The organism is Mesorhizobium sp. B2-2-4 (assembly GCF_006442375.1).
GTDB lineage: Bacteria > Pseudomonadota > Alphaproteobacteria > Rhizobiales > Rhizobiaceae > Mesorhizobium.
The window spans coordinates 248,736-265,286 of record NZ_VFWB01000006.1; the positions used below are offsets into that span (position 1 = coordinate 248,736).

Sequence of the window (16,551 nt, forward strand, 5' to 3'; positions counted from 1 at the left end):
CGTCACTATACGGGGAGAGGATGCCGGCAGGCAGGTGAGGGGCGGCGCCGACATCGACAAATTGTTGGTCTCCGCCACAAATCGGAAACCGTTATCTTCCCGATATGGCTCTGGCAGCCGGCGTTCAGATGCTCAAATCCAGCGCCGCACTCTTTTGGCATAGTCGCGGTATTTCTTGCCGAACTTTGCCGCCAGCATCTTTTCTTCCTTTTCCACCGCGACCTTCTGCGTGACGAAGGCAGCGATGAACGCCAGCGGCAGGAACCAGACGATCCCGGAGATGAAGGCGACGCCAATCAACAGCAGCGTGTTGGCGAGGTACATCGGATTGCGGGTGACGCCGAAAGGACCCGTGGTGACGAGATGGTCCGGCACGGCGTTGGGGTTGAGCGTGGTCTTGGCCCGCGTCATGGTGCGGATGGCGGTGAACCAGAGTGCGGCGACGCCGAACAGCGCCACCCAGCCGGCCGCGTAGAGGAGGTCGCCCAGGAGGTCGCCGATCCAGGGCAGGGGAAAGAGCAGGCCGAGCGCGATACTGATGGCGATGGCGGCGATGTAGATCAGCGGCGGCCACGGTATCAGCCCAGGTTTGGGCGGGGTCTCGGTCATTCGACACCTTCCTCCGTCATCTTGCTGTCGGTCTGGGCCGTGCAGGTGCCGGCGAGATCCGCCAGATGCGCTCTCCATTCGGCGGTCTGGTCGTTCTTGTAGAGCCGATCAAGCGTTGCCTCGCCCTCCAGCGTGTCCAGCATGCACCCACAATAGCTCGAACAGAACTTGCTGTCGCGCTGCTGCTCGCACGAGATCTGGCAGGTCTTGAGAAAGTTCACCTGCGGGGTTTCGACCTTGGCCGGCATTACTTGCGAGAACAACCAGACACTGCCGATCAGCAGCGGCTGGTGAATCAGGTAGAAGGCCAGGCTGTGCCGGCCGATGAAGCCCAGCGGGTTGGACCAGCGCCCGGGTGCCACATCTGCCAGGCGCGCCAAGGCGCCGAAGCCGGAGGCAAGCTTGGTCGCTCCGAGGCCCACAAGCACCGCACCGAACCACGGGAACAGCGGGACATAATCGTTGGAGTGTGGGTTGACCGCGGAAAGGCCGACCCACCACAGCCAGGGGTGATCGAACGATTCCAGCCGAAAATAGAAGGGAATGGCGATGACCGCCGCGGCGATCGGCAGTGTGAGCAGCGCCGGCAGGCGCAGGAATGCCAGCCCGAGCAGGCTCGCCAGCGCGATCTGGTGCAGGATGCCGAAGAAGATCCACCCGTCCGGCGTGGCGATACGGGTGGCGACCGAAATGGCGATCGCCGCTCCGGCGACCATGGCGAAGCGTCTCCAGAAGCCGTTCCAGCGGATCTCTTTGCCATGGGCGAGATACAGGCTGACGCCGACCAGGAACAGGAAGGTCGAGGCGATGCAGCGAGCATAGAACTTCCACCAGCCGAAGGCGGTCAGGCCGGGATCGGTGTAGCCGAAGAATTCCAGGTCCCAGGTGAAATGGTAGCTCGCCATGGCGATCAGCGCGATGCCGCGCAGCATGTCGATGGCGACGATGCGCTTGGTCTTCGGCAACTCCGCGGCGGGCATGGTCGGCGTCTGGATGCTCATGGTCTCGCGATCTGATTCAGCCCCGCACGAGGACTATCACGGTTACGCCGGACAAAAGAAGGCCGTGAGCTTCGATACGGACGATCAGCCGGCGCTGCATCAGGCACCCCTTTAGGCCAGCACCGGAAAGCCTTTGACCGGCTTCGTTTTAACCGGGGCACGTCGGTTTCCTGTTACCGGTCGCGAAATGATGGCCGCAGATTTGGCTGGTGATTCTGCTTTGGGGAAGCAATGTCCACGCATGTGCGCCATCCGATCTGGCTACCGGCCCTCAAGGCCGCGGATGCCCGCACCTTCGCCTCGCTCTACGCGGTCGAATCCTTCGCTCGCGCCACGGTGTCGAGCGTCATCCCGATCCAGGCCTACGAGATCCTCCACAACGAGCAGATCGTCTCGATCCTCTACACCATCGTGGCGATGCTCGGCCTGTCCGTGACCCTGTTCATGCCGATGCTGATCCAGCGCTTCGCGCGGCGCTGGGTCTACACGGCGGGCGCCTGCCTGCTGGCGATCGGCTCGCTGTTCTTCGTCACGCATACGCTCGCAGGGCAATTGGCCGGCATGCTGTGCCGTGTCATGGGCGCCAGTGCGCTGTCGATCACGCTCAACCTCTACATCATGGACCACATCCGCAAGACCGATTTCATGCAGGCCGAATCGCTGCGCATGGCGTGGTCGATGTTTGCCTGGACGGGTGGGCCGACGCTCGGCATCTTTCTCTACACGCGCTTCGGCATCTATGCCGCGCATGGCGCGGTCGCCGTATTCGCCTTGGCCCTGCTGGCGTTGTTCTGGACCTACCGGCTCGGCGACAATCCCTCGATCCGGCCGGGCAAGACGCGCCCGGTCAACCCGCTGGCCAATATCGGCCGCTTCGTCGCGCAGCCGAGGCTGAGGCTGGCCTGGCTGATCGCCTTCGGCCGCTCCTGCTTCTGGACGACTTTTTTCGTCTATGGCCCGCTGTTCATGGTCATCACCGGTGAGGGCGAACTTGCCGGCGGCATTCTGGTTTCGGCAGGCAACGCGCTTTTGTTCATGGCGATTTTCTGGGGCAAGGCCGGCAAGCGCTTCGGCGGCCGCAGGACCATGACTTTTGCCTATTTCGCCATGTCGGTGGTGCTGCTGGCGGCGGGTGCCGTCGGCGAAAGCGCGCCGCTCGTCACCGGCGCCTTCCTGCTGTGCGGCGCCTTCTTCACCATCGCGCTCGACGCGCTGGGCTCGACCGCCTTCATGCGCTCGGTCCGCTCTTATGAGCGGGCGCAGATGGCTGCGGTCTACCGCACTTATCTCGACTTTTCCGAACTGACGCCGCCGCTGGTCTACTCGGTGGTGCTGGCCTTTTTCGGACTGGGCTCGGTTTTCGTCACGCTCGGCCTGCTTGCGGCGGTCTGCGGTTATGTCACCTGGCGGTATCTGCCGAAGTCGCTGTGAAGCTTACGGCACAAGCGCAGCATGTCGTTCGCGTACCCAATCGTGGAAGCGGTGGAGGTCGTACTCCTCCGGCATCAGCACGCCGGCCTTATGGCGCATGGAGCGCAGCCCTTTCTGGTTGACCTCGCAGATCGCGGCATCCTCCTCCAGCACCTGGGTGCCGAATCCGACGATGTTGTCGATGTCGGTGGCGGCGAGCGCGTCGGGCGCGAACAGCCATTCGGCGGTCAATTCGGTCTGCTCGGGGCCAAGCGGCACCAGCCGTACGGACCTGACATAGTCGACGTGGCCGACGATGAACATCGAGGGCAGGCTGGTGGCGTAGGTCTGGCCGGCGGCGCGCTCGGCCGGCGTCAGGCCCGAAAAGACCGGCCCATGCGCCCGGCCGTCACGTGACCATGTTTCGGCACCCGCCCGCAGCCCGCCGGAAAATTCCGGCGCGTCATTGTCGGCATGGCGGGTCCATTCGGGGTCGTCATGCCGGCCCATCAGGCCGCGGCCGTAGATCGGCACCAGCCGCGACAGGTCCTTGTGGACGCCGGGGCAATGCAGGCATTCGTTGAAGTTTTCCCAGAAGATCTTCCAGTTGCAGTTCATCACCTTGCGCAGCACATGGCCCGATACCAGCGATTCCAGCGGCCAGTTGCCGAGATCGCCGGAGGCCGGGTCGAAGGATGAGTGCGCCGAGCCGGCGGCATCTTCCGCGAGATTGACGAAGACGAAGCCGCGCCAGACCGACAGCGCGACGCGATAGAGCGGATGGTCCGCCTTGTCGAAACCTTCGGGCAGCGTTTTCGATGGCACGCGCACGAGCTCGCCGCGCAGCGAATAGGACCATGCGTGGTAGGGGCAGGTGATCAGCCGCGCCTTCAGCCGCCCCTCGCGTTCCTGGCAAAGCTGCGATCCGCGATGCCGGCAGGTGTTGTGGAAGGCGCGCAGTTCGCCGGTATCGTCACGCAGCACGACGATCTCCTGGCTGCCGACACGGAAGGTGCGGAAAGCCAGCGGTTGGGCGAGATCAGCTTCACGGCAGACGAGCAGCCAGTTCCTGTACCAGATGGCGTCGAGGTCGCGCTGGTAGGCCGCCGCATCCCAATAGGCCGAGGACGGCAATGTCGGCTCGGCCCGGGTGAGGCCGTTATAGGGGGCGTGCTGGCTCTGGACGGGCTGCATGGCTGGCCTCCTGTGAGGATGGCAGCCGACACCCGGCCACGGAAATTGTCAATTGCAGCGGAGCAAGCGGCCGGACGGCGCTAAAGCGCTTGTCGCCGTCGGAATTTGGTTTGCCGGATGCGGCGATTTTCCCTATAGTCACCTTCGTCGTCGGTTCCGATTGGAGCCAAGAGGGAATGCGGTGCGGGCAGATTTGTTGCCCAATGCCGTGGCTGCCCCCGCAACTGTGTGCGGTAGTCCTCTCCATATGCCACTGAAGATTTTCTTCGGGAAGGTGGGGAAGGGCGCTGATCCGCGAGCCAGGAGACCTGCCGGCGACAGGAAACTGACTTCGATGCCCTCGGGTGGAGGGTGAAAGGACAAGACATGAATACCGCTTCCGTCTCCCTCGGCGCCTCCATCTCCTCGCAGTCGCGCCTCCTGCAGCTCGCGCTCGCGGCGCTGCTCGGCGTTTTCGTCGTAGGCTTTGTCGGTTTCTCGCATATCGACGCGGTCCACAATGCCGCGCACGACTATCGCCACTCGATGGCGTTTCCCTGCCACTGATAGGGATTTGACATCATGAACCTGTTTCGCAACGTCGTGTTCATCGCGGCGATCGCAGGGCTCGTGGCCGGTGTCGTTCTCGCCTGCATGCAGGCCTATGCCACCGTGCCGTTGATCCTGAAGGCGGAAGTCTACGAACAGGCCGGCGGCGGCCACCACCACGACCATACCGCACCGGCCCCGACCGACAACAACGCCATGAACTCTGCCGCCCCGGCGGGCAATGCCATGAGCTCCGCCGCGCCGGCAGCCGCTGAAGCTGTTCCGGCTGAAGAGGAAGGCTGGGCGCCGGCCGACGGCTTCGAGCGCTTCGCCTTCAGCGTGCTTGCCAACATCGTCACCGGCATCGGCTTCGCGCTGGTCCTGGTCGCGGTTTCGGAATTCGCCGGCGGCATCGGCAACTGGCGCCAGGGCGTGTTCTGGGGACTGGCCGGCTTTGCCGTGTTCACGCTGGCGCCGGGCCTCGGCCTGCCGCCGGAACTGCCGGCCATGCCTGCCGCCGAGCTTCTGCCACGCCAGATCTGGTGGACGGCGACGGTGGCGGCGACGGCGATCGGCCTTGCCCTGATCGCCTTCCGCAAATCACTGCCGCTGGCGATTCTGGGCGTGGTGTTGATCGTCGCGCCGCATATTGTCGGCGCGCCGCAGCCGGACAGTTTCGAGACGCCGATCCCGGAAGGCCTGCACCATCAGTTCGTGGTGGCGGTGACAGTGACGAACCTGGTGTTCTGGCTCGTGCTGGGCGCTGTCGTCGGCGTGGTGCGTGGACGCTTCACCGGCAGCGCGACGAGCCTGCGCGACAGCTTTGCCTGATCGCGGAAGACTGACCTTCATCATCGGCGGTGCGCGCTCCGGCAAGAGCGCGCACGCCGAAACGCTGATGACCGCCTTGCCTTCGCCATGGGCCTACATCGCCACGGCGCAACCTTATGACGACGAGATGCGGCAGCGCATCGCGTTGCACCGGTCGCGGCGCGGCGAGGGCTGGACGACCATCGATGCACCGCTAGACCTTGTCGGTGCACTCGAGGCCCTACCGGAGGACCAGCCGGTGCTTGTCGACTGCCTGACGCTGTGGCTGACCAACCACATGCTGGCCGAACATGATGTAGAGGGCGCATGCCGGCGGCTGGCTGACATGCTGTCGCGGCCGCGCGGACCCTGGTTTGTTGTATCCAACGAGGTCGGGCAAGGCATCGTGCCGGACAATGCGCTGGCGCGCCGGTTTCGCGACGCCGCCGGCCGGCTCAACCAGCAGGTCGCGGCGATTGCCGAGACCGTGCTTTTGATGGTGGCGGGGCTGCCGCTCAAGGTGAAGTGACATGACCGACATCGACGAAAAGGACGAAGAGCGCCACCGCGCCAAGATGGCCAAGCGCAAGGCGGTCCAAGACGCCGAGGTGGCGAGCAAGACGGTCGAAAAGGGGCTGCTGATCGTCAACACCGGTCCCGGCAAAGGCAAGACCACGGCTGCCTTTGGCCTGGCGTTGCGCATGCTCGGCTATGGCAAGCGCGTCGGCGTCGTCCAGTTCATCAAGGGCAAATGGCATACGGGTGAGAAGGAGGCCTTCGCCGCCTTCGGCGACCGCGTCGTGTGGCACGCGATGGGCGAGGGGTTCACCTGGGAGACACAGGATCTGAAGCGCGACATCGCGGCGGCCGAGGCCGCCTGGGCCAAGGCGCTGGAGCTGATGGCCGATCCGTCGATCAGTCTCGTCGTGCTCGACGAACTCAACATCGCGCTGCGCTACGAGTATCTCGATCTGGACAAGGTGGTTGCCGCGCTGAAAGCGCGCCGCGAGGGCCTGCATGTCGTCGTCACCGGTCGCAACGCCAAGCCGGCGCTGGTCGAGGCGGCCGACCTGGTGACCGAGATGGGGCTGACCAAGCACCATTTCGCGGCGGGCGTGAAGGCGCAGCAGGGGGTGGAGTTTTGAGAGCTGTTGTCCCCTTTTGTGGATGAGCATTCAAGTCTGGTCGCCAAACGCTTCCAGCAGGGCTCACTTCCTTTCCCTCCGGAGGGGGAAAGGTGGCGCTGCGAAGCAGCGACGGATTGGGGGAAGGCGGTTATCGAACGCGCGGTCCGCAGACAGGCAGGCGCAACCCGGCGGGTGCGAGAAACGCGACTGCCGAGCTCGTCGACCCCCACTCCGTCTCGGCTTCGCCGAGCCACCTCTCCCCCGATCGACGGGGGAGAGGAAAGGCGCGAACCTGTTGCAGCCCGGCTCCCTTCCTCCCCTTCGAGAGAGAACTCACGGGGGGGTGAGATCATGCCAGAATGACGATCGCCGAAAGCACGCCGAACAGCGCGATCAACAGGCAGTCGGCGACACGATAAAGTTTCAGCGCCCGCCTTATGTCGATGCTGTCGGCTTCGCGCCGGCCGCCTTCGCCCATGAACGCGTCGTCGACAACGACGCCGCCGTAGCTGCGCGGCCCGGCGAGCGCCAGGCCAAGTGCGCCGGCCATCGCCGCCTCCGGCCAGCCGGCATTGGGCGAGCGGTGTTTTTTCGCGTCGCGCCGCACCGCCTGCCATGCGGCTTTCGCGTCGGCGCCTTTCACCAGGAAAGCCGCCAACGTGATGAGCAACGCCGTCAGCCTCGACGCCGGCAGGTTGATCCAATCGTCGAAGCGTGCGGCTGCCCTGCCGAACGTTTCGTGGCGCGGCGTGCGATGGCCGATCATCGAATCGGCGGTGTTGGCGGCCTTGTAGGCGGCGCCGCCGGCGAGGCCGCCGACGCCCGTCCAGAAGGCGGGGGTAACGATGCCGTCGGAAAAATTCTCGGCCAGGCTCTCGATCGCCGCGCGGCAGACGCCGGCCCTGTCGAGGGTTTCGGGATCGCGGCCGACGATGCGCGAGACGGCGGCGCGGCCCATGTCGAGGCCGCCCGAGTCGAGCGCATCGGCGACGGCCTCGACATGCTCATAAAGGCTCCGCTGCGACAGGAACGATGTTGCCAGAAGGGCGGTGATGAACAGTCCCAGGGGAATGAACCAGAGCAGGATCTGCACGCACAGGCCAATTAGCGCCGGCACCAGCACGATGACCAGAAGCGCCTGGACACCACGTTGGCGACGCAGTGCGTCGGGATCAGTGGCGCGGTTGAGCCTGCGATCGAGAAAGGATATCAGCCTGCCAAACCACGTCACGGGATGGCCGATGGCGCGAAACAGCCAGTCGGGGTAGCCCAGCGCGGATTCGATGGCCAATGACAGGAAAGCGATCAGGACTGACATGAAGCTTCTTGAAGGAGCGGTGGACCATGGTGGAAGTCTCGGCCGGGCAAGGGCGCTTTTCCCCAACGCCCCCCAGCCTTTCGTCGACCTCTCGACCGGAATCAATCCGCACTCCTACCCGCTTTTCGAGCTGCCCGCCACCTCGCTGTCGCGATTGCCGGAAGCGGGGCGGGCGCGTGAGCTGACGGCGATCGCGGCCAGTAGCTATGGTGCGCCCTCGCCAGCCAATGTCGTCGCTGCGCCCGGTACGCAGATCCTGCTGCCGCGCGTGGCATCGCTGGTCGCGCCGGGCAGGGCGCTCGTGCTGGGGCCGACCTATGCCGAACATGCCCGCGCGGCGGCGATCGCGGGGCACGAGGTGACCGAAGTCAGCGATTTCGCTGATCTGGCGAATGCCGACCTTGCCGTCGTGGTCAACCCGAACAACCCGGATGGGCGCATCGTCGAGCGCGACCGGCTGCTGGCGCTGGCCGCCGGTTTGCGCGCCAAGGGCGGGCTGCTGGTCGTCGACGAGGCGTTCATGGATGTCGGCCCGCGCGAACACAGCCTTGCCGGCGATGTCGGCCAGGGCGGCATCGTCGTGCTGCGCTCTTTCGGCAAGTTTTTCGGGCTGGCCGGTTTGCGGCTTGGATTTGCACTTGCCGACGCGCCGGCGGCCCAACGGCTGGAAACGCAATTCGGACCTTGGGCCGTCGCCGGCCCGGCGCTCGAATATGGCATTCGCGCACTTGCCGATATCGGCTGGCAGGACGCGATGCGCGCGTCGCTGACGGAGGTATCGGCTCGGCTCGACGGGCTGTTCGGTCGTTTCGGCGTGCCTGCCGCGGGCGGCACCACATTGTTCCGCTATCTCAGCCTGCCGGATGCCGCCGGTTTGTTTGCAGCGCTTGGCGAACGCGGCATCCTGCTTCGCCATTTCACCGACCGCCCGCATGTCCTGCGGGCCGGCCTGCCGGGGAACGGGGAGGAGTGGCTGCGGCTTGAATCCGCCCTTGCCGAATGGGCGGCCCGGCGCGAGGATCGAGCGGAAGGTATCAAACCATGATCCATGTCTGCTCGCTGGCAAAGGTCGAGGAAACGGTGGCGAGGACCGGCGCCGAGCGGCTGCTGTCGCTGTTGGCCGCCGGCACCGATGTGCTCCGCCCGGCCTCGATCATGAGGGAAAACCATCTGCACCTGGTCATGCACGACATCGCGGCGGCGCAGGATGGCATGACCATGCCGGGCGAGGAGCATGTGCGCAATCTGCTCGATTTCGCGCGCCGCTGGGACCGCGCAAGGCCGATGGTCGTTCACTGTTATGCCGGCATCAGCCGCTCGACAGCCTCCGCCTATATCATCGCTGCCGCGCTGGCGCCGAAACGCGACGAGGCCGAGCTGGCCCGGACGTTGCGGAGGTTGTCGCCTTCGGCGACGCCCAATCCGCGGCTGATCGCGGTGGCCGACGCGCTGCTTGGTCGAGGCGGCCGCATGATCGCGGCAATCGAAGCGATCGGGCGCGGCGCCGATGCCTTTGAAGGCAACCCGTTCGAACTGAGGATCGACGGTTAGAGGCTACTTCAGCCAATCGGCGAGCTTCGCCTTGCGTACGTCCCTAAGCAGGCTGACGAAACCATCAGCCTGATGTTCCGCTGTCAGCCGACCTTTTTCAGCCGTGGCAATGCTGGCGTCGCCGACCACGCCGTTCGGGTTGAGATCGCTGGCGATCCAGGCGAAGGCGTGGGTGCCGGTGTGCCGCAGCAGCGCGAATTCCTTCTCGGCCTTGGTGACATTGGACACGAAATTGTCGGCCCTGGCCATGTCGACGAGATCCGGCCGGAAATGCAGCATCAGCGAGGTCTCGACGTCGCCGCCATGGATGCCGTGGCGGTCCTCGAGTTCGGTGTACATGCCGGCCGGGCGGCCGAAGCGTTGCCAACTGGTCTTCACCGCCAGCATCTTTTCGCGCACCCGCAATTCGCGCGTGACGATGCCCATGATCTCCTCGTTGCCGCCATGCGAGTTGACGACGACCAGCTTGCGCACGCCTGCCCGCGCAATCGACACGCCAAGCTCGGTCCAGGCGTCCGCCAGCGTCGTTGCCGGCAAAGTAAGCGTGCCCGGCGCGTGAAGATGCTCGTTCGATTTGCCCACCGCCTGGACCGGAAGGATGCGGATGTCGAGATCGTCGGGCAGGCGGGCGATCACCGTGTCGAGCATGCCGTTCATGATCGAGGTGTCGGTCGAGACAGGCAGATGCGGTCCATGCTGCTCGATCGCCGCCACCGGCAGTACGGCGATCGTCGCTTCGGGATCGATCGAGGCATATTCGGTGGTCCGATAGTCACCCCACCACACACGTCTTTTTGCTACGGTCATGTCATGCCTCTTCGATGAACGGTGAGACCTAGCGCGAGATACACGGCGTGTCGATCACCCGGCCGCGATGGCCTCGACCTCGACCTTGAATTCAGGCCGGGCAAATCCGCTGACGATCATCAGGGTCGAGGCCGGCGCGGGGTTCGAAAAAAGCCGGTCGCGAACATCCATATAGGGTCTCAGATGCGCGCGGTCGGTGACATAGGCGTTGATGCGAACGATATCGCCGAGCCCCAGCCCCGCCTCGCCGAGGATCGCGGCGATGTTCTTGAAGCAGAGCTCGGCCTGGGCGCCGGCGTCTTCGGGGATCTGGTCGTCCGCCGTGATCGCGACCTGGCCTGAACACAACACCAGCCGCTTGCCCGGGGGCACTTCGACGCCGTGACTGTAGCGGGCAAAAGGCGGCTTGATCGACTTCGGGGTGAGGAACTTGAACATGGCAATCTCCTGGATACCGCCAGCCTAAGACTGGATTCATCACAGCTTCAAGATGGCGGTGCATGTCGCCGGTGCGATTGTGGACAGGCGTTTAAAAAATAGGCACGATGCCTCCGGTGCAGCACGACCTTTCCGGCGTTCGCAGATGGCTGTGGTGCAGGCGGGCGGGTCCCGGCGCGAGACGCCGGTGGCATGTGTCTTGCTTCTTGAATCTCTGGTGTCGAGCCTGGCGCGTGGCGCGCCGGAGCAAACAAAGGGTGGTGGTGTCGATGTACGGAAAACTGAAGATGTCGGTAGCGGCGGTGGCCGTGCTTGCAGCGAGCACGCTTGGTGCCGCGGCAAATGAAAAAGTCACCTTCGGCACCAACTGGCTGGCCGAGCCGGAACATGGCGGCTACTACCAGGCCGTGGCCGACGGCACCTATGCCGCCTGCGGCCTCGACGTCACCATCATGCAGGGTGGCCCGCAGGTCAGCGGCCGGCCGATGCTCCTGGCCGGCAAGATCGATTTCTACATGGGCGGCAACCTGCTGTCGGCCTTCGACGCCGTCCAGCAAGGCATTCCGATGCGCGTGGTGGCGGCGGACTTCCAGAAGGATCCGCAGGTCATCATGTCCCATCCCGGCGAGGGGCTGGACAAATGGGAGGACCTGAAGAACGCCGAGCAGTACATTCTGGGTGACGAGGGCGCGCAGACCTTCTTCCAGTGGATGATCATCGAGCTCGGCTTCGACGCGGCCAAGCGCGTGCCCTACACCTACAACACTGCTCCCTTCCTCGCCAACAAGAAGTCGATCCAGCAAGGCTATGTCACGTCCGAGCCGTTCGCGGTCAAAAAGGAAGGCGGCTTCGTGCCCAACCAGTTCCTGCTCGCCGACTATGGCTGGGACACCTATTCGACGACGATCGAGGTGATGCAGGACACGATCGACAAGAAGCCGGAGGTGGTCCAGTGCTTCGTCGATGGCTCGGCCAAGGGCTGGTACAAATATCTCTACGGCGACAACAAGGCCGCCAACGACATGATCAAGAAAGACAATCCTGACATGACGGATGAGCAGATCGCTTTCTCGATCGAGCAGATGAAGAAGTTCGGCCTAGCCGATTCCGGCGACACCGAGAAGCTCGGCATCGGCGCCATGAACGAGGCGCGGATCAAGAGTTTTTACGACAAGATGGTCAAGGCCAAGGTCACGCCCGCCGGCATCGACATCACGAAAGCCTACACGCTGGCCTTCGTCAACAAGGGCGTCGGGCTCGAGCTGAAGAAATAGGCCGTCCCAGCATGATGCGGGAACAGGTAGCGCAGGCGCCGGCGAACGGGTCCGACACGGCTCCGGCATTGTTGGCGCTGCGGGGCGTCGGCAAGGTCTTTTCCAATGGCGTGACGGCGCTCGCCGACGTCGACCTGACGATCCGGGAAGGGGATTTCCTCAGCCTGCTCGGGCCGTCCGGCTGCGGCAAGTCGACGGCGCTGCGGCTGATCGCTGGCCTGTCAACGCCGACCTCCGGCATGCTCGACTGGCGTGCGGGCGGTTCGCTCGACCGCTCGAACATCGGCTTCGTGTTCCAGGAGCCGACATTGCTGCCCTGGGCCAGCGTTTTCGACAATGTCTGGCTGCCGCTTAGGCTGAAGGGCGTCAGCCGCGCCAAGGCGGCACCGGTGGTGACCGAGATGCTGGCAAGGGTTCATCTCACCGGTTTCGAGAACGCGGTGCCGCGCGAACTGTCGGGCGGCATGAAGATGCGCGTCTCGATCGCACGGGCCCTGGTGACCAAACCGCGCGTGCTTTTGATGGATGAGCCGTTCGCGGCCCTCGACGAAATCACCCGCTTCAAGCTCAACAACGATCTTCTGGAGTTGTGGCAGGACGAGCGCTTCACCGTCGTCTTCGTCACGCATAGCGTCTTCGAAAGCGTGTTTTTGTCCAACAGGGTTGTCGTGATGGCGGCGCGGCCAGGCAGGATCTTCGACGAGCTTGCCATCGATGCGGCCTATCCGCGCGACGAGGCCTTTCGCACCTCCCCCGATTATGCGGCGCTGTGCCGGCAGACGTCCGACGTGCTGGCCAAGGCCATCAATTCAATTGCAGGCTCGCATCATGACGACCCTTGACGGTGCATTGAAACTCGACCCCGAGGAAGCACGCCGCGCGCGCCAGGAGCGGCTCGAGCGGATCGGCCGCTGGGTTCTGCCGCTGGCGATCATGATCCTGGCGATCTGGCTGTGGGACCGTATCTGCGTGTGGAATGAAATTCCGCAATACATCCTGCCGCGTCCCGGTGTGGTGCTGGCAACGCTCTACAACGACGCCGGCCTGCTGTTCTCCGCACTGCTGGTCACCTTGCGCATCACCTTCCTCAGTCTGCTCCTTGCCGTCATCGGCGGCGTCGGGCTGGCGGTGCTGTTCGCGCAGTCGAAATGGGTGGAGATGTCGTTCTTTCCCTTCGCCATCGTGCTGCAGGTGACGCCGATCGTGGCCATCTTCCCGCTGATCAACATCTATGTCGACAACCAGACGACCAAGCTTCTGCTCTGCGCCTGGATCGTCGCCTTCTTTCCGATCCTCTCCAACACCACCCTCGGCCTGAACTCGGTCGACCGCAATCTGCGCGACCTGTTCAAGCTCAACGGCGCAACGCGCTGGCAGCAATTGCGCTATCTCAGGCTGCCGGCGGCGATGCCGTATTTTCTCGGCGGGCTGAAGATCGCCGGCGGCCTGTCGCTGATCGGCGCGGTGGTGGCCGAGTTCGTCGCCGGCGCCACCGGCCAGTCTTCGGGCCTCGCCTCGCGCATCATCGAGGCCGGCTACCGGCTGAACGCGCCCAGGCTGTTCGCGGCGCTGTTCCTGATCTCGCTGACCGGCATCCTGATCTTCCTCGTGCTGTCGCTGATTTCGCATCTCATCTTACGGCGCTGGCACGAGAGCGCGCTGAAGCAGGAGCGGTAGCGCCTTGATTCCGAACACAGGTTCATACCGACTCGCCAACGCACGCGTTCATCGGTCCGTCACGCCTGGCCTTGCCGCGCCCTTCGACGGCGACGGTTTCGCACTTGCCGACATCGCGGTGGGCGACGGCAAGATTTCCAGCATTGCTGTTCCTGGCAAATCGAACGCACCTGCCGATGAGATCCACCTCGGCGGGCGCATAATCCTGCCGTGCTTCATCGATTGCCACACCCATATCGACAAGGGCCATATCTGGCCGCGAAAACCCAATCCTGACGGCACTTTCATCGGGGCGCTGAATGCCACAGGTGCCGACCGCACTGACCGCTGGAGTGCCGAGGACGTGGCGCGGCGCATGGATTTCTCGCTGCGCTGCGCCTACGCGCATGGCACCAAAGCACTGCGCACGCATCTGGACAGTGTCCCGCCGCAGGAGGAAATCTCCTGGCCGGTGTTCGAGACGATGCGCGAGAGGTGGCGCGGCCGCATCGAGTTGCAGGGCGCCTGCCTGATTGGCGTCGAGGGCGTGCGCGACAAGAATTGGTTCGACAGGCTGGCCAAAAGGGTGGCCGCCGCCAAGGGCGTGCTTGGCGTCGTCACCTACATGGTGCCGGATCTGGAAGAACTGCTCGACCATGTCTTCTCCCAAGCCGTCAAGCATGGCCTCGATCTCGATTTCCATGCCGACGAGACCGACGACGTCGCGGCGATCTCGCTGAAGAAGATCGCCGGGGCGTCGCTGTGGAACGGCTTCGAGGGCAAGATCCTCGTCGGCCACTGCTGTTCGCTGGCGCGCCAGCCAGACCTCGAGGTGCTGGACACGCTGGACAAGGTGGCGAAAGCCGGGCTGGCGATCGTTTCGCTGCCGATGTGCAATCTTTATCTGCAGGACCGGCGGCGCGATCAAACCACGCCCCGCTGGCGTGGGGTGACGCTGCTGCACGAGATGAAGGCGAGGGGCATTCCGGTCGCGGTCGCTTCCGACAATACCCGCGATCCGTTCTATGCCTATGGCGATCTCGACATGCTGGAGGTCTACCGCATGGCGACGCGCATCCTGCATTTCGATCATCCGGTCGCCGATTGGCCGCAGGCCGTCACGGCAACGCCGGCTGATGTGATGCGGCTCGATGGTTTCGGCACGCTTGCCGCCGGCGGGGATGCCGATTTCATTGTCTTCAAGGGCCGCAGCTGGACGGAATTGCTGTCGCGGCCCGAATCGGATCGCATCGTCGTGCGCGCCGGGCGCGCAATCGACCGGCAATTGCCCGACTATGCCGAACTCGACGAGCTGATGGTGGACTGATGGATATCGCCGCGCTGAAACGCGATCTCGACGGGATAAAACTCGACGACAATCCGGCCATCGTCCAGCAGAAAAGCCGCGATTTCTACTGGTACAGCCCGGTGCTGAAGCAGCAGCTCGATCACGTCACCGGCGACCTGGTCGTGACACCCAAGAACGAGGCCGAGCTGATCCGCGTGCTTGCCGCCTGCCACCGGCATGGCGTGCCGGTGACGCCGCGCGGCAGCGGCACAGGCAATTACGGCCAGGCGATGCCGCTCTCGGGCGGCGTGGTGCTCAACCTCGCCGAGATGAACGAGATCAAGTCGATCGCGCCGGGGCGCGTGGTGACCGGGCCGGGCGCGGTGCTGGCCGACATCGACAAGGCAACGCGGGCGCATTCAGGGCAGGAACTGCGGCTCTCACCCTCGACCTACAACACCGCCTCGATCGGCGGCTTCATCGCGGGCGGTTCGGGCGGCGTCGGTTCGATCAATTTCGGCGGCTTGCGTGATTTCGGCAATGTGCTGCGCCTGCGCGTGGTAACCATGGAGGCCGAGCCGAGGGCGCTCGAACTCACCGGCGAGGATCTGCACAAGGTGACCCACGCCTACGGCACCAACGGTATCATCACCGAAGTCGAGATGCCGCTGACCGCGGCCTATGAGTGGATCGACATCATTGTCGGCTACGACGCCTTCATGAATGCGGCGCGCTACGGCAACGCGCTGGCCTGCCAGGACGGCATCCTGACCAAGCTGATCACGCCGATCGCGGCACCGGTGCCGCAGCTCTATTTCAAACGGCACCAGAAATTCCTGAAGGATGGGCAGAGCATCTGCGTCGTCATGGTGGCGCGGCATGGGCTGGACGCCTTTCTCGCTTTCACGCGGCGGGCTGGAGGCGAGGTGGTATTCAATGCCGCGACGGCGACGCCGGAGGAGAAAAAGGGTCTGCCGCCGGCCTATGAGCTGGCCTGGAACCACACAACGCTCAGAGCGCTGCGGGTCGACCCCGACATCACCTATCTGCAGTCGCTCTATCCCTTTCCCAACCAGCTGGCGCTGGTCGAGAAGATGGACGCGATGTTTCCGGGCGAAGTGTTCTCGCATCTGGAGTTCGTGCGGCTGGATGGCAACGTCACCTGCTTCGGCCTGCCGCTGGTCAAGTTCACCACCGAGGCGCGGCTCGACGAGATCATCCGCCTGCATGAGGAGAATGGCTGCCCGATCTTCAACCCGCATCGTTACACGCTGGAAGAGGGCGGCATGAAGCAGACCGATGCGGTGCAACTCGCCTTCAAGCGCGAGACCGATCCGCAAGGACTGCTCAATCCCGGCAAGATGATCGCCTGGGAAAATCCGGATTATGACTACCGTTCGGGACGAACTTTTCTGTTCAAGGGGCTGCAGAGGACGGGATGAGGAGAGGTTCGCGCTTGAACACCCCCCTCTGGCCTGCCGGCCCGGGCCCTTCGCTGTCGCTTCGGGCGTTCGTCGCTCGGAAAGCCAAGAAATTGGCT

General features: G+C 64.3%; 18 protein-coding genes and 1 riboswitch. Of the genes, 12 read left to right on the forward strand and 6 right to left on the reverse strand.

From position 1 onward, the window contains the following. Nucleotides 1-132: 132 nt before the first annotated feature. Together FJ959_RS17245 and FJ959_RS17250 are read right to left on the reverse strand one after the other, a co-directional pair. On the reverse strand, nucleotides 133-609 hold the full coding sequence (locus FJ959_RS17245; RefSeq protein WP_140559585.1) for an isoprenylcysteine carboxylmethyltransferase family protein: 477 nt from the start codon (nucleotides 607-609) through the stop codon (nucleotides 133-135). Continuing rightward, nucleotides 606-1,610 carry a DUF1624 domain-containing protein gene (locus FJ959_RS17250; RefSeq protein WP_140559586.1) on the reverse strand — a complete coding sequence of 335 codons (1,005 nt, stop codon included), beginning with the start codon at nucleotides 1,608-1,610 and terminating at the stop codon, nucleotides 606-608. The genes FJ959_RS17245 and FJ959_RS17250 overlap by 4 nt, the downstream gene beginning before the upstream one ends. 231 nt (nucleotides 1,611-1,841) lie before the next feature. Here FJ959_RS17250 and FJ959_RS17255 point away from each other — a divergent pair, with 231 nt between their 5' ends. Further along, nucleotides 1,842-3,041 (forward strand): MFS transporter, encoded by a 1,200-nt coding sequence (locus tag FJ959_RS17255; protein ID WP_140495600.1) that lies wholly within the window; start codon nucleotides 1,842-1,844, stop codon nucleotides 3,039-3,041. 3 nt (nucleotides 3,042-3,044) lie between these two features. Here FJ959_RS17255 and FJ959_RS17260 read toward each other — a convergent pair whose 3' ends face one another. Next, on the reverse strand, nucleotides 3,045-4,214 hold the full coding sequence (locus FJ959_RS17260; RefSeq protein WP_140631046.1) for an aromatic ring-hydroxylating dioxygenase subunit alpha: 1,170 nt from the start codon (nucleotides 4,212-4,214) through the stop codon (nucleotides 3,045-3,047). Nucleotides 4,215-4,348: 134 nt separating this feature from the next. Beyond that, nucleotides 4,349-4,545: riboswitch (cobalamin riboswitch) on the forward strand. Nucleotides 4,546-4,580: 35 nt separating this feature from the next. Here FJ959_RS17260 and FJ959_RS17265 point away from each other — a divergent pair. Genes FJ959_RS17265 through cobO form a run of 4 tightly spaced genes read left to right on the forward strand, consistent with a single transcriptional unit; the run spans nucleotide 4,581 to nucleotide 6,697 of the window. After that, entirely contained in the window at nucleotides 4,581-4,760 is a 180-nt protein-coding gene (locus tag FJ959_RS17265) for a CbtB domain-containing protein (protein ID WP_140495602.1), read from the forward strand. A 15-nt stretch (nucleotides 4,761-4,775) separates the two neighbouring features. Next, complete coding sequence (locus FJ959_RS17270) at nucleotides 4,776-5,573, forward strand: CbtA family protein (protein ID WP_140555010.1); 798 nt, start codon at nucleotides 4,776-4,778, stop codon at nucleotides 5,571-5,573. Next, nucleotides 5,566-6,081 carry a bifunctional adenosylcobinamide kinase/adenosylcobinamide-phosphate guanylyltransferase gene (cobU, locus tag FJ959_RS17275; protein ID WP_140631049.1) on the forward strand — a complete coding sequence of 172 codons (516 nt, stop codon included), beginning with the start codon at nucleotides 5,566-5,568 and terminating at the stop codon, nucleotides 6,079-6,081. The genes FJ959_RS17270 and cobU overlap by 8 nt, the downstream gene beginning before the upstream one ends. Nucleotide 6,082: 1 nt before the next feature. Further along, nucleotides 6,083-6,697: a cob(I)yrinic acid a,c-diamide adenosyltransferase gene (gene cobO, locus FJ959_RS17280; RefSeq protein ID WP_140495605.1), complete on the forward strand. Its 615-nt coding sequence runs from the start codon at nucleotides 6,083-6,085 to the stop codon at nucleotides 6,695-6,697. Nucleotides 6,698-7,028: 331 nt separating this feature from the next. Here cobO and cbiB read toward each other — a convergent pair whose 3' ends face one another. Next, nucleotides 7,029-7,997 (reverse strand): adenosylcobinamide-phosphate synthase CbiB, encoded by a 969-nt coding sequence (gene cbiB / locus FJ959_RS17285; RefSeq protein WP_140631050.1) that lies wholly within the window; start codon nucleotides 7,995-7,997, stop codon nucleotides 7,029-7,031. Here cbiB and cobD point away from each other — a divergent pair. After that, on the forward strand, nucleotides 7,996-9,042 hold the full coding sequence (gene cobD, locus FJ959_RS17290; RefSeq protein WP_140631052.1) for a threonine-phosphate decarboxylase CobD: 1,047 nt from the start codon (nucleotides 7,996-7,998) through the stop codon (nucleotides 9,040-9,042). The genes cbiB and cobD overlap by 2 nt on opposite strands. Beyond that, a complete protein-coding gene (locus FJ959_RS17295) occupies nucleotides 9,039-9,548 on the forward strand; it encodes a tyrosine phosphatase family protein (protein WP_140495608.1) in 510 nt (169 codons plus the stop codon). Before cobD ends, FJ959_RS17295 begins: the two co-directional genes overlap by 4 nt. Before the next feature lie 3 nt (nucleotides 9,549-9,551). On the opposite strand, the gene FJ959_RS17300 is transcribed toward FJ959_RS17295, so the two are convergent. Then, the gene (locus FJ959_RS17300) at nucleotides 9,552-10,355 is read right to left on the reverse strand and encodes a creatininase family protein (RefSeq protein WP_140631054.1); all 804 of its coding nucleotides are present in this window, start codon (nucleotides 10,353-10,355) and stop codon (nucleotides 9,552-9,554) included. A gap of 54 nt (nucleotides 10,356-10,409) precedes the next feature. Further along, entirely contained in the window at nucleotides 10,410-10,793 is a 384-nt protein-coding gene (locus FJ959_RS17305) for a RidA family protein (protein WP_140495610.1), read from the reverse strand. A gap of 269 nt (nucleotides 10,794-11,062) precedes the next feature. Here FJ959_RS17305 and FJ959_RS17310 point away from each other — a divergent pair, with 269 nt between their 5' ends. Genes FJ959_RS17310 through FJ959_RS17330 form a run of 5 tightly spaced genes read left to right on the forward strand, consistent with a single transcriptional unit; the run spans nucleotide 11,063 to nucleotide 16,453 of the window. Continuing rightward, nucleotides 11,063-12,067, forward strand: coding sequence for an ABC transporter substrate-binding protein (locus tag FJ959_RS17310; RefSeq protein ID WP_140495611.1), 1,005 nt, complete (start codon nucleotides 11,063-11,065; stop codon nucleotides 12,065-12,067). An 11-nt stretch (nucleotides 12,068-12,078) separates the two neighbouring features. Continuing rightward, nucleotides 12,079-12,909: an ABC transporter ATP-binding protein gene (locus tag FJ959_RS17315; protein WP_140623229.1), complete on the forward strand. Its 831-nt coding sequence runs from the start codon at nucleotides 12,079-12,081 to the stop codon at nucleotides 12,907-12,909. Then, complete coding sequence (locus FJ959_RS17320; RefSeq protein ID WP_140516383.1) at nucleotides 12,896-13,744, forward strand: ABC transporter permease; 849 nt, start codon at nucleotides 12,896-12,898, stop codon at nucleotides 13,742-13,744. Before FJ959_RS17315 ends, FJ959_RS17320 begins: the two co-directional genes overlap by 14 nt. Before the next feature lie 4 nt (nucleotides 13,745-13,748). Further along, nucleotides 13,749-15,050, forward strand: coding sequence for a cytosine deaminase (locus FJ959_RS17325; protein WP_140631057.1), 1,302 nt, complete (start codon nucleotides 13,749-13,751; stop codon nucleotides 15,048-15,050). Next, the gene (locus FJ959_RS17330) at nucleotides 15,050-16,453 is read left to right on the forward strand and encodes an FAD-binding oxidoreductase (protein WP_140631059.1); all 1,404 of its coding nucleotides are present in this window, start codon (nucleotides 15,050-15,052) and stop codon (nucleotides 16,451-16,453) included. Before FJ959_RS17325 ends, FJ959_RS17330 begins: the two co-directional genes overlap by 1 nt. Nucleotides 16,454-16,551: the final 98 nt, after the last annotated feature.

Excerpts from the sequence above, each read along its gene's own strand:
- FJ959_RS17245 (WP_140559585.1), bottom strand. The coding sequence starts at position 609 with ATGACCGAGACCCCGCCCAAACCTGGGCTGATACCGTGGCCGCCGCTG.
- FJ959_RS17250 (WP_140559586.1), bottom strand. The coding sequence starts at position 1,610 with ATGAGCATCCAGACGCCGACCATGCCCGCCGCGGAGTTGCCGAAGACC.
- FJ959_RS17255 (WP_140495600.1), top strand. The coding sequence starts at position 1,842 with ATGTCCACGCATGTGCGCCATCCGATCTGGCTACCGGCCCTCAAGGCC.
- FJ959_RS17260 (WP_140631046.1), bottom strand. The coding sequence starts at position 4,214 with ATGCAGCCCGTCCAGAGCCAGCACGCCCCCTATAACGGCCTCACCCGG.
- FJ959_RS17265 (WP_140495602.1), top strand. The coding sequence starts at position 4,581 with ATGAATACCGCTTCCGTCTCCCTCGGCGCCTCCATCTCCTCGCAGTCG.
- FJ959_RS17270 (WP_140555010.1), top strand. The coding sequence starts at position 4,776 with ATGAACCTGTTTCGCAACGTCGTGTTCATCGCGGCGATCGCAGGGCTC.
- cobO (WP_140495605.1), top strand. The coding sequence starts at position 6,083 with ATGACCGACATCGACGAAAAGGACGAAGAGCGCCACCGCGCCAAGATG.
- cobD (WP_140631052.1), top strand. The coding sequence starts at position 7,996 with ATGAAGCTTCTTGAAGGAGCGGTGGACCATGGTGGAAGTCTCGGCCGG.
- cbiB (WP_140631050.1), bottom strand. The coding sequence starts at position 7,997 with ATGTCAGTCCTGATCGCTTTCCTGTCATTGGCCATCGAATCCGCGCTG.
- FJ959_RS17295 (WP_140495608.1), top strand. The coding sequence starts at position 9,039 with ATGATCCATGTCTGCTCGCTGGCAAAGGTCGAGGAAACGGTGGCGAGG.
- FJ959_RS17300 (WP_140631054.1), bottom strand. The coding sequence starts at position 10,355 with ATGACCGTAGCAAAAAGACGTGTGTGGTGGGGTGACTATCGGACCACC.
- FJ959_RS17305 (WP_140495610.1), bottom strand. The coding sequence starts at position 10,793 with ATGTTCAAGTTCCTCACCCCGAAGTCGATCAAGCCGCCTTTTGCCCGC.
- FJ959_RS17310 (WP_140495611.1), top strand. The coding sequence starts at position 11,063 with ATGTACGGAAAACTGAAGATGTCGGTAGCGGCGGTGGCCGTGCTTGCA.
- FJ959_RS17315 (WP_140623229.1), top strand. The coding sequence starts at position 12,079 with ATGATGCGGGAACAGGTAGCGCAGGCGCCGGCGAACGGGTCCGACACG.
- FJ959_RS17320 (WP_140516383.1), top strand. The coding sequence starts at position 12,896 with ATGACGACCCTTGACGGTGCATTGAAACTCGACCCCGAGGAAGCACGC.
- FJ959_RS17330 (WP_140631059.1), top strand. The coding sequence starts at position 15,050 with ATGGATATCGCCGCGCTGAAACGCGATCTCGACGGGATAAAACTCGAC.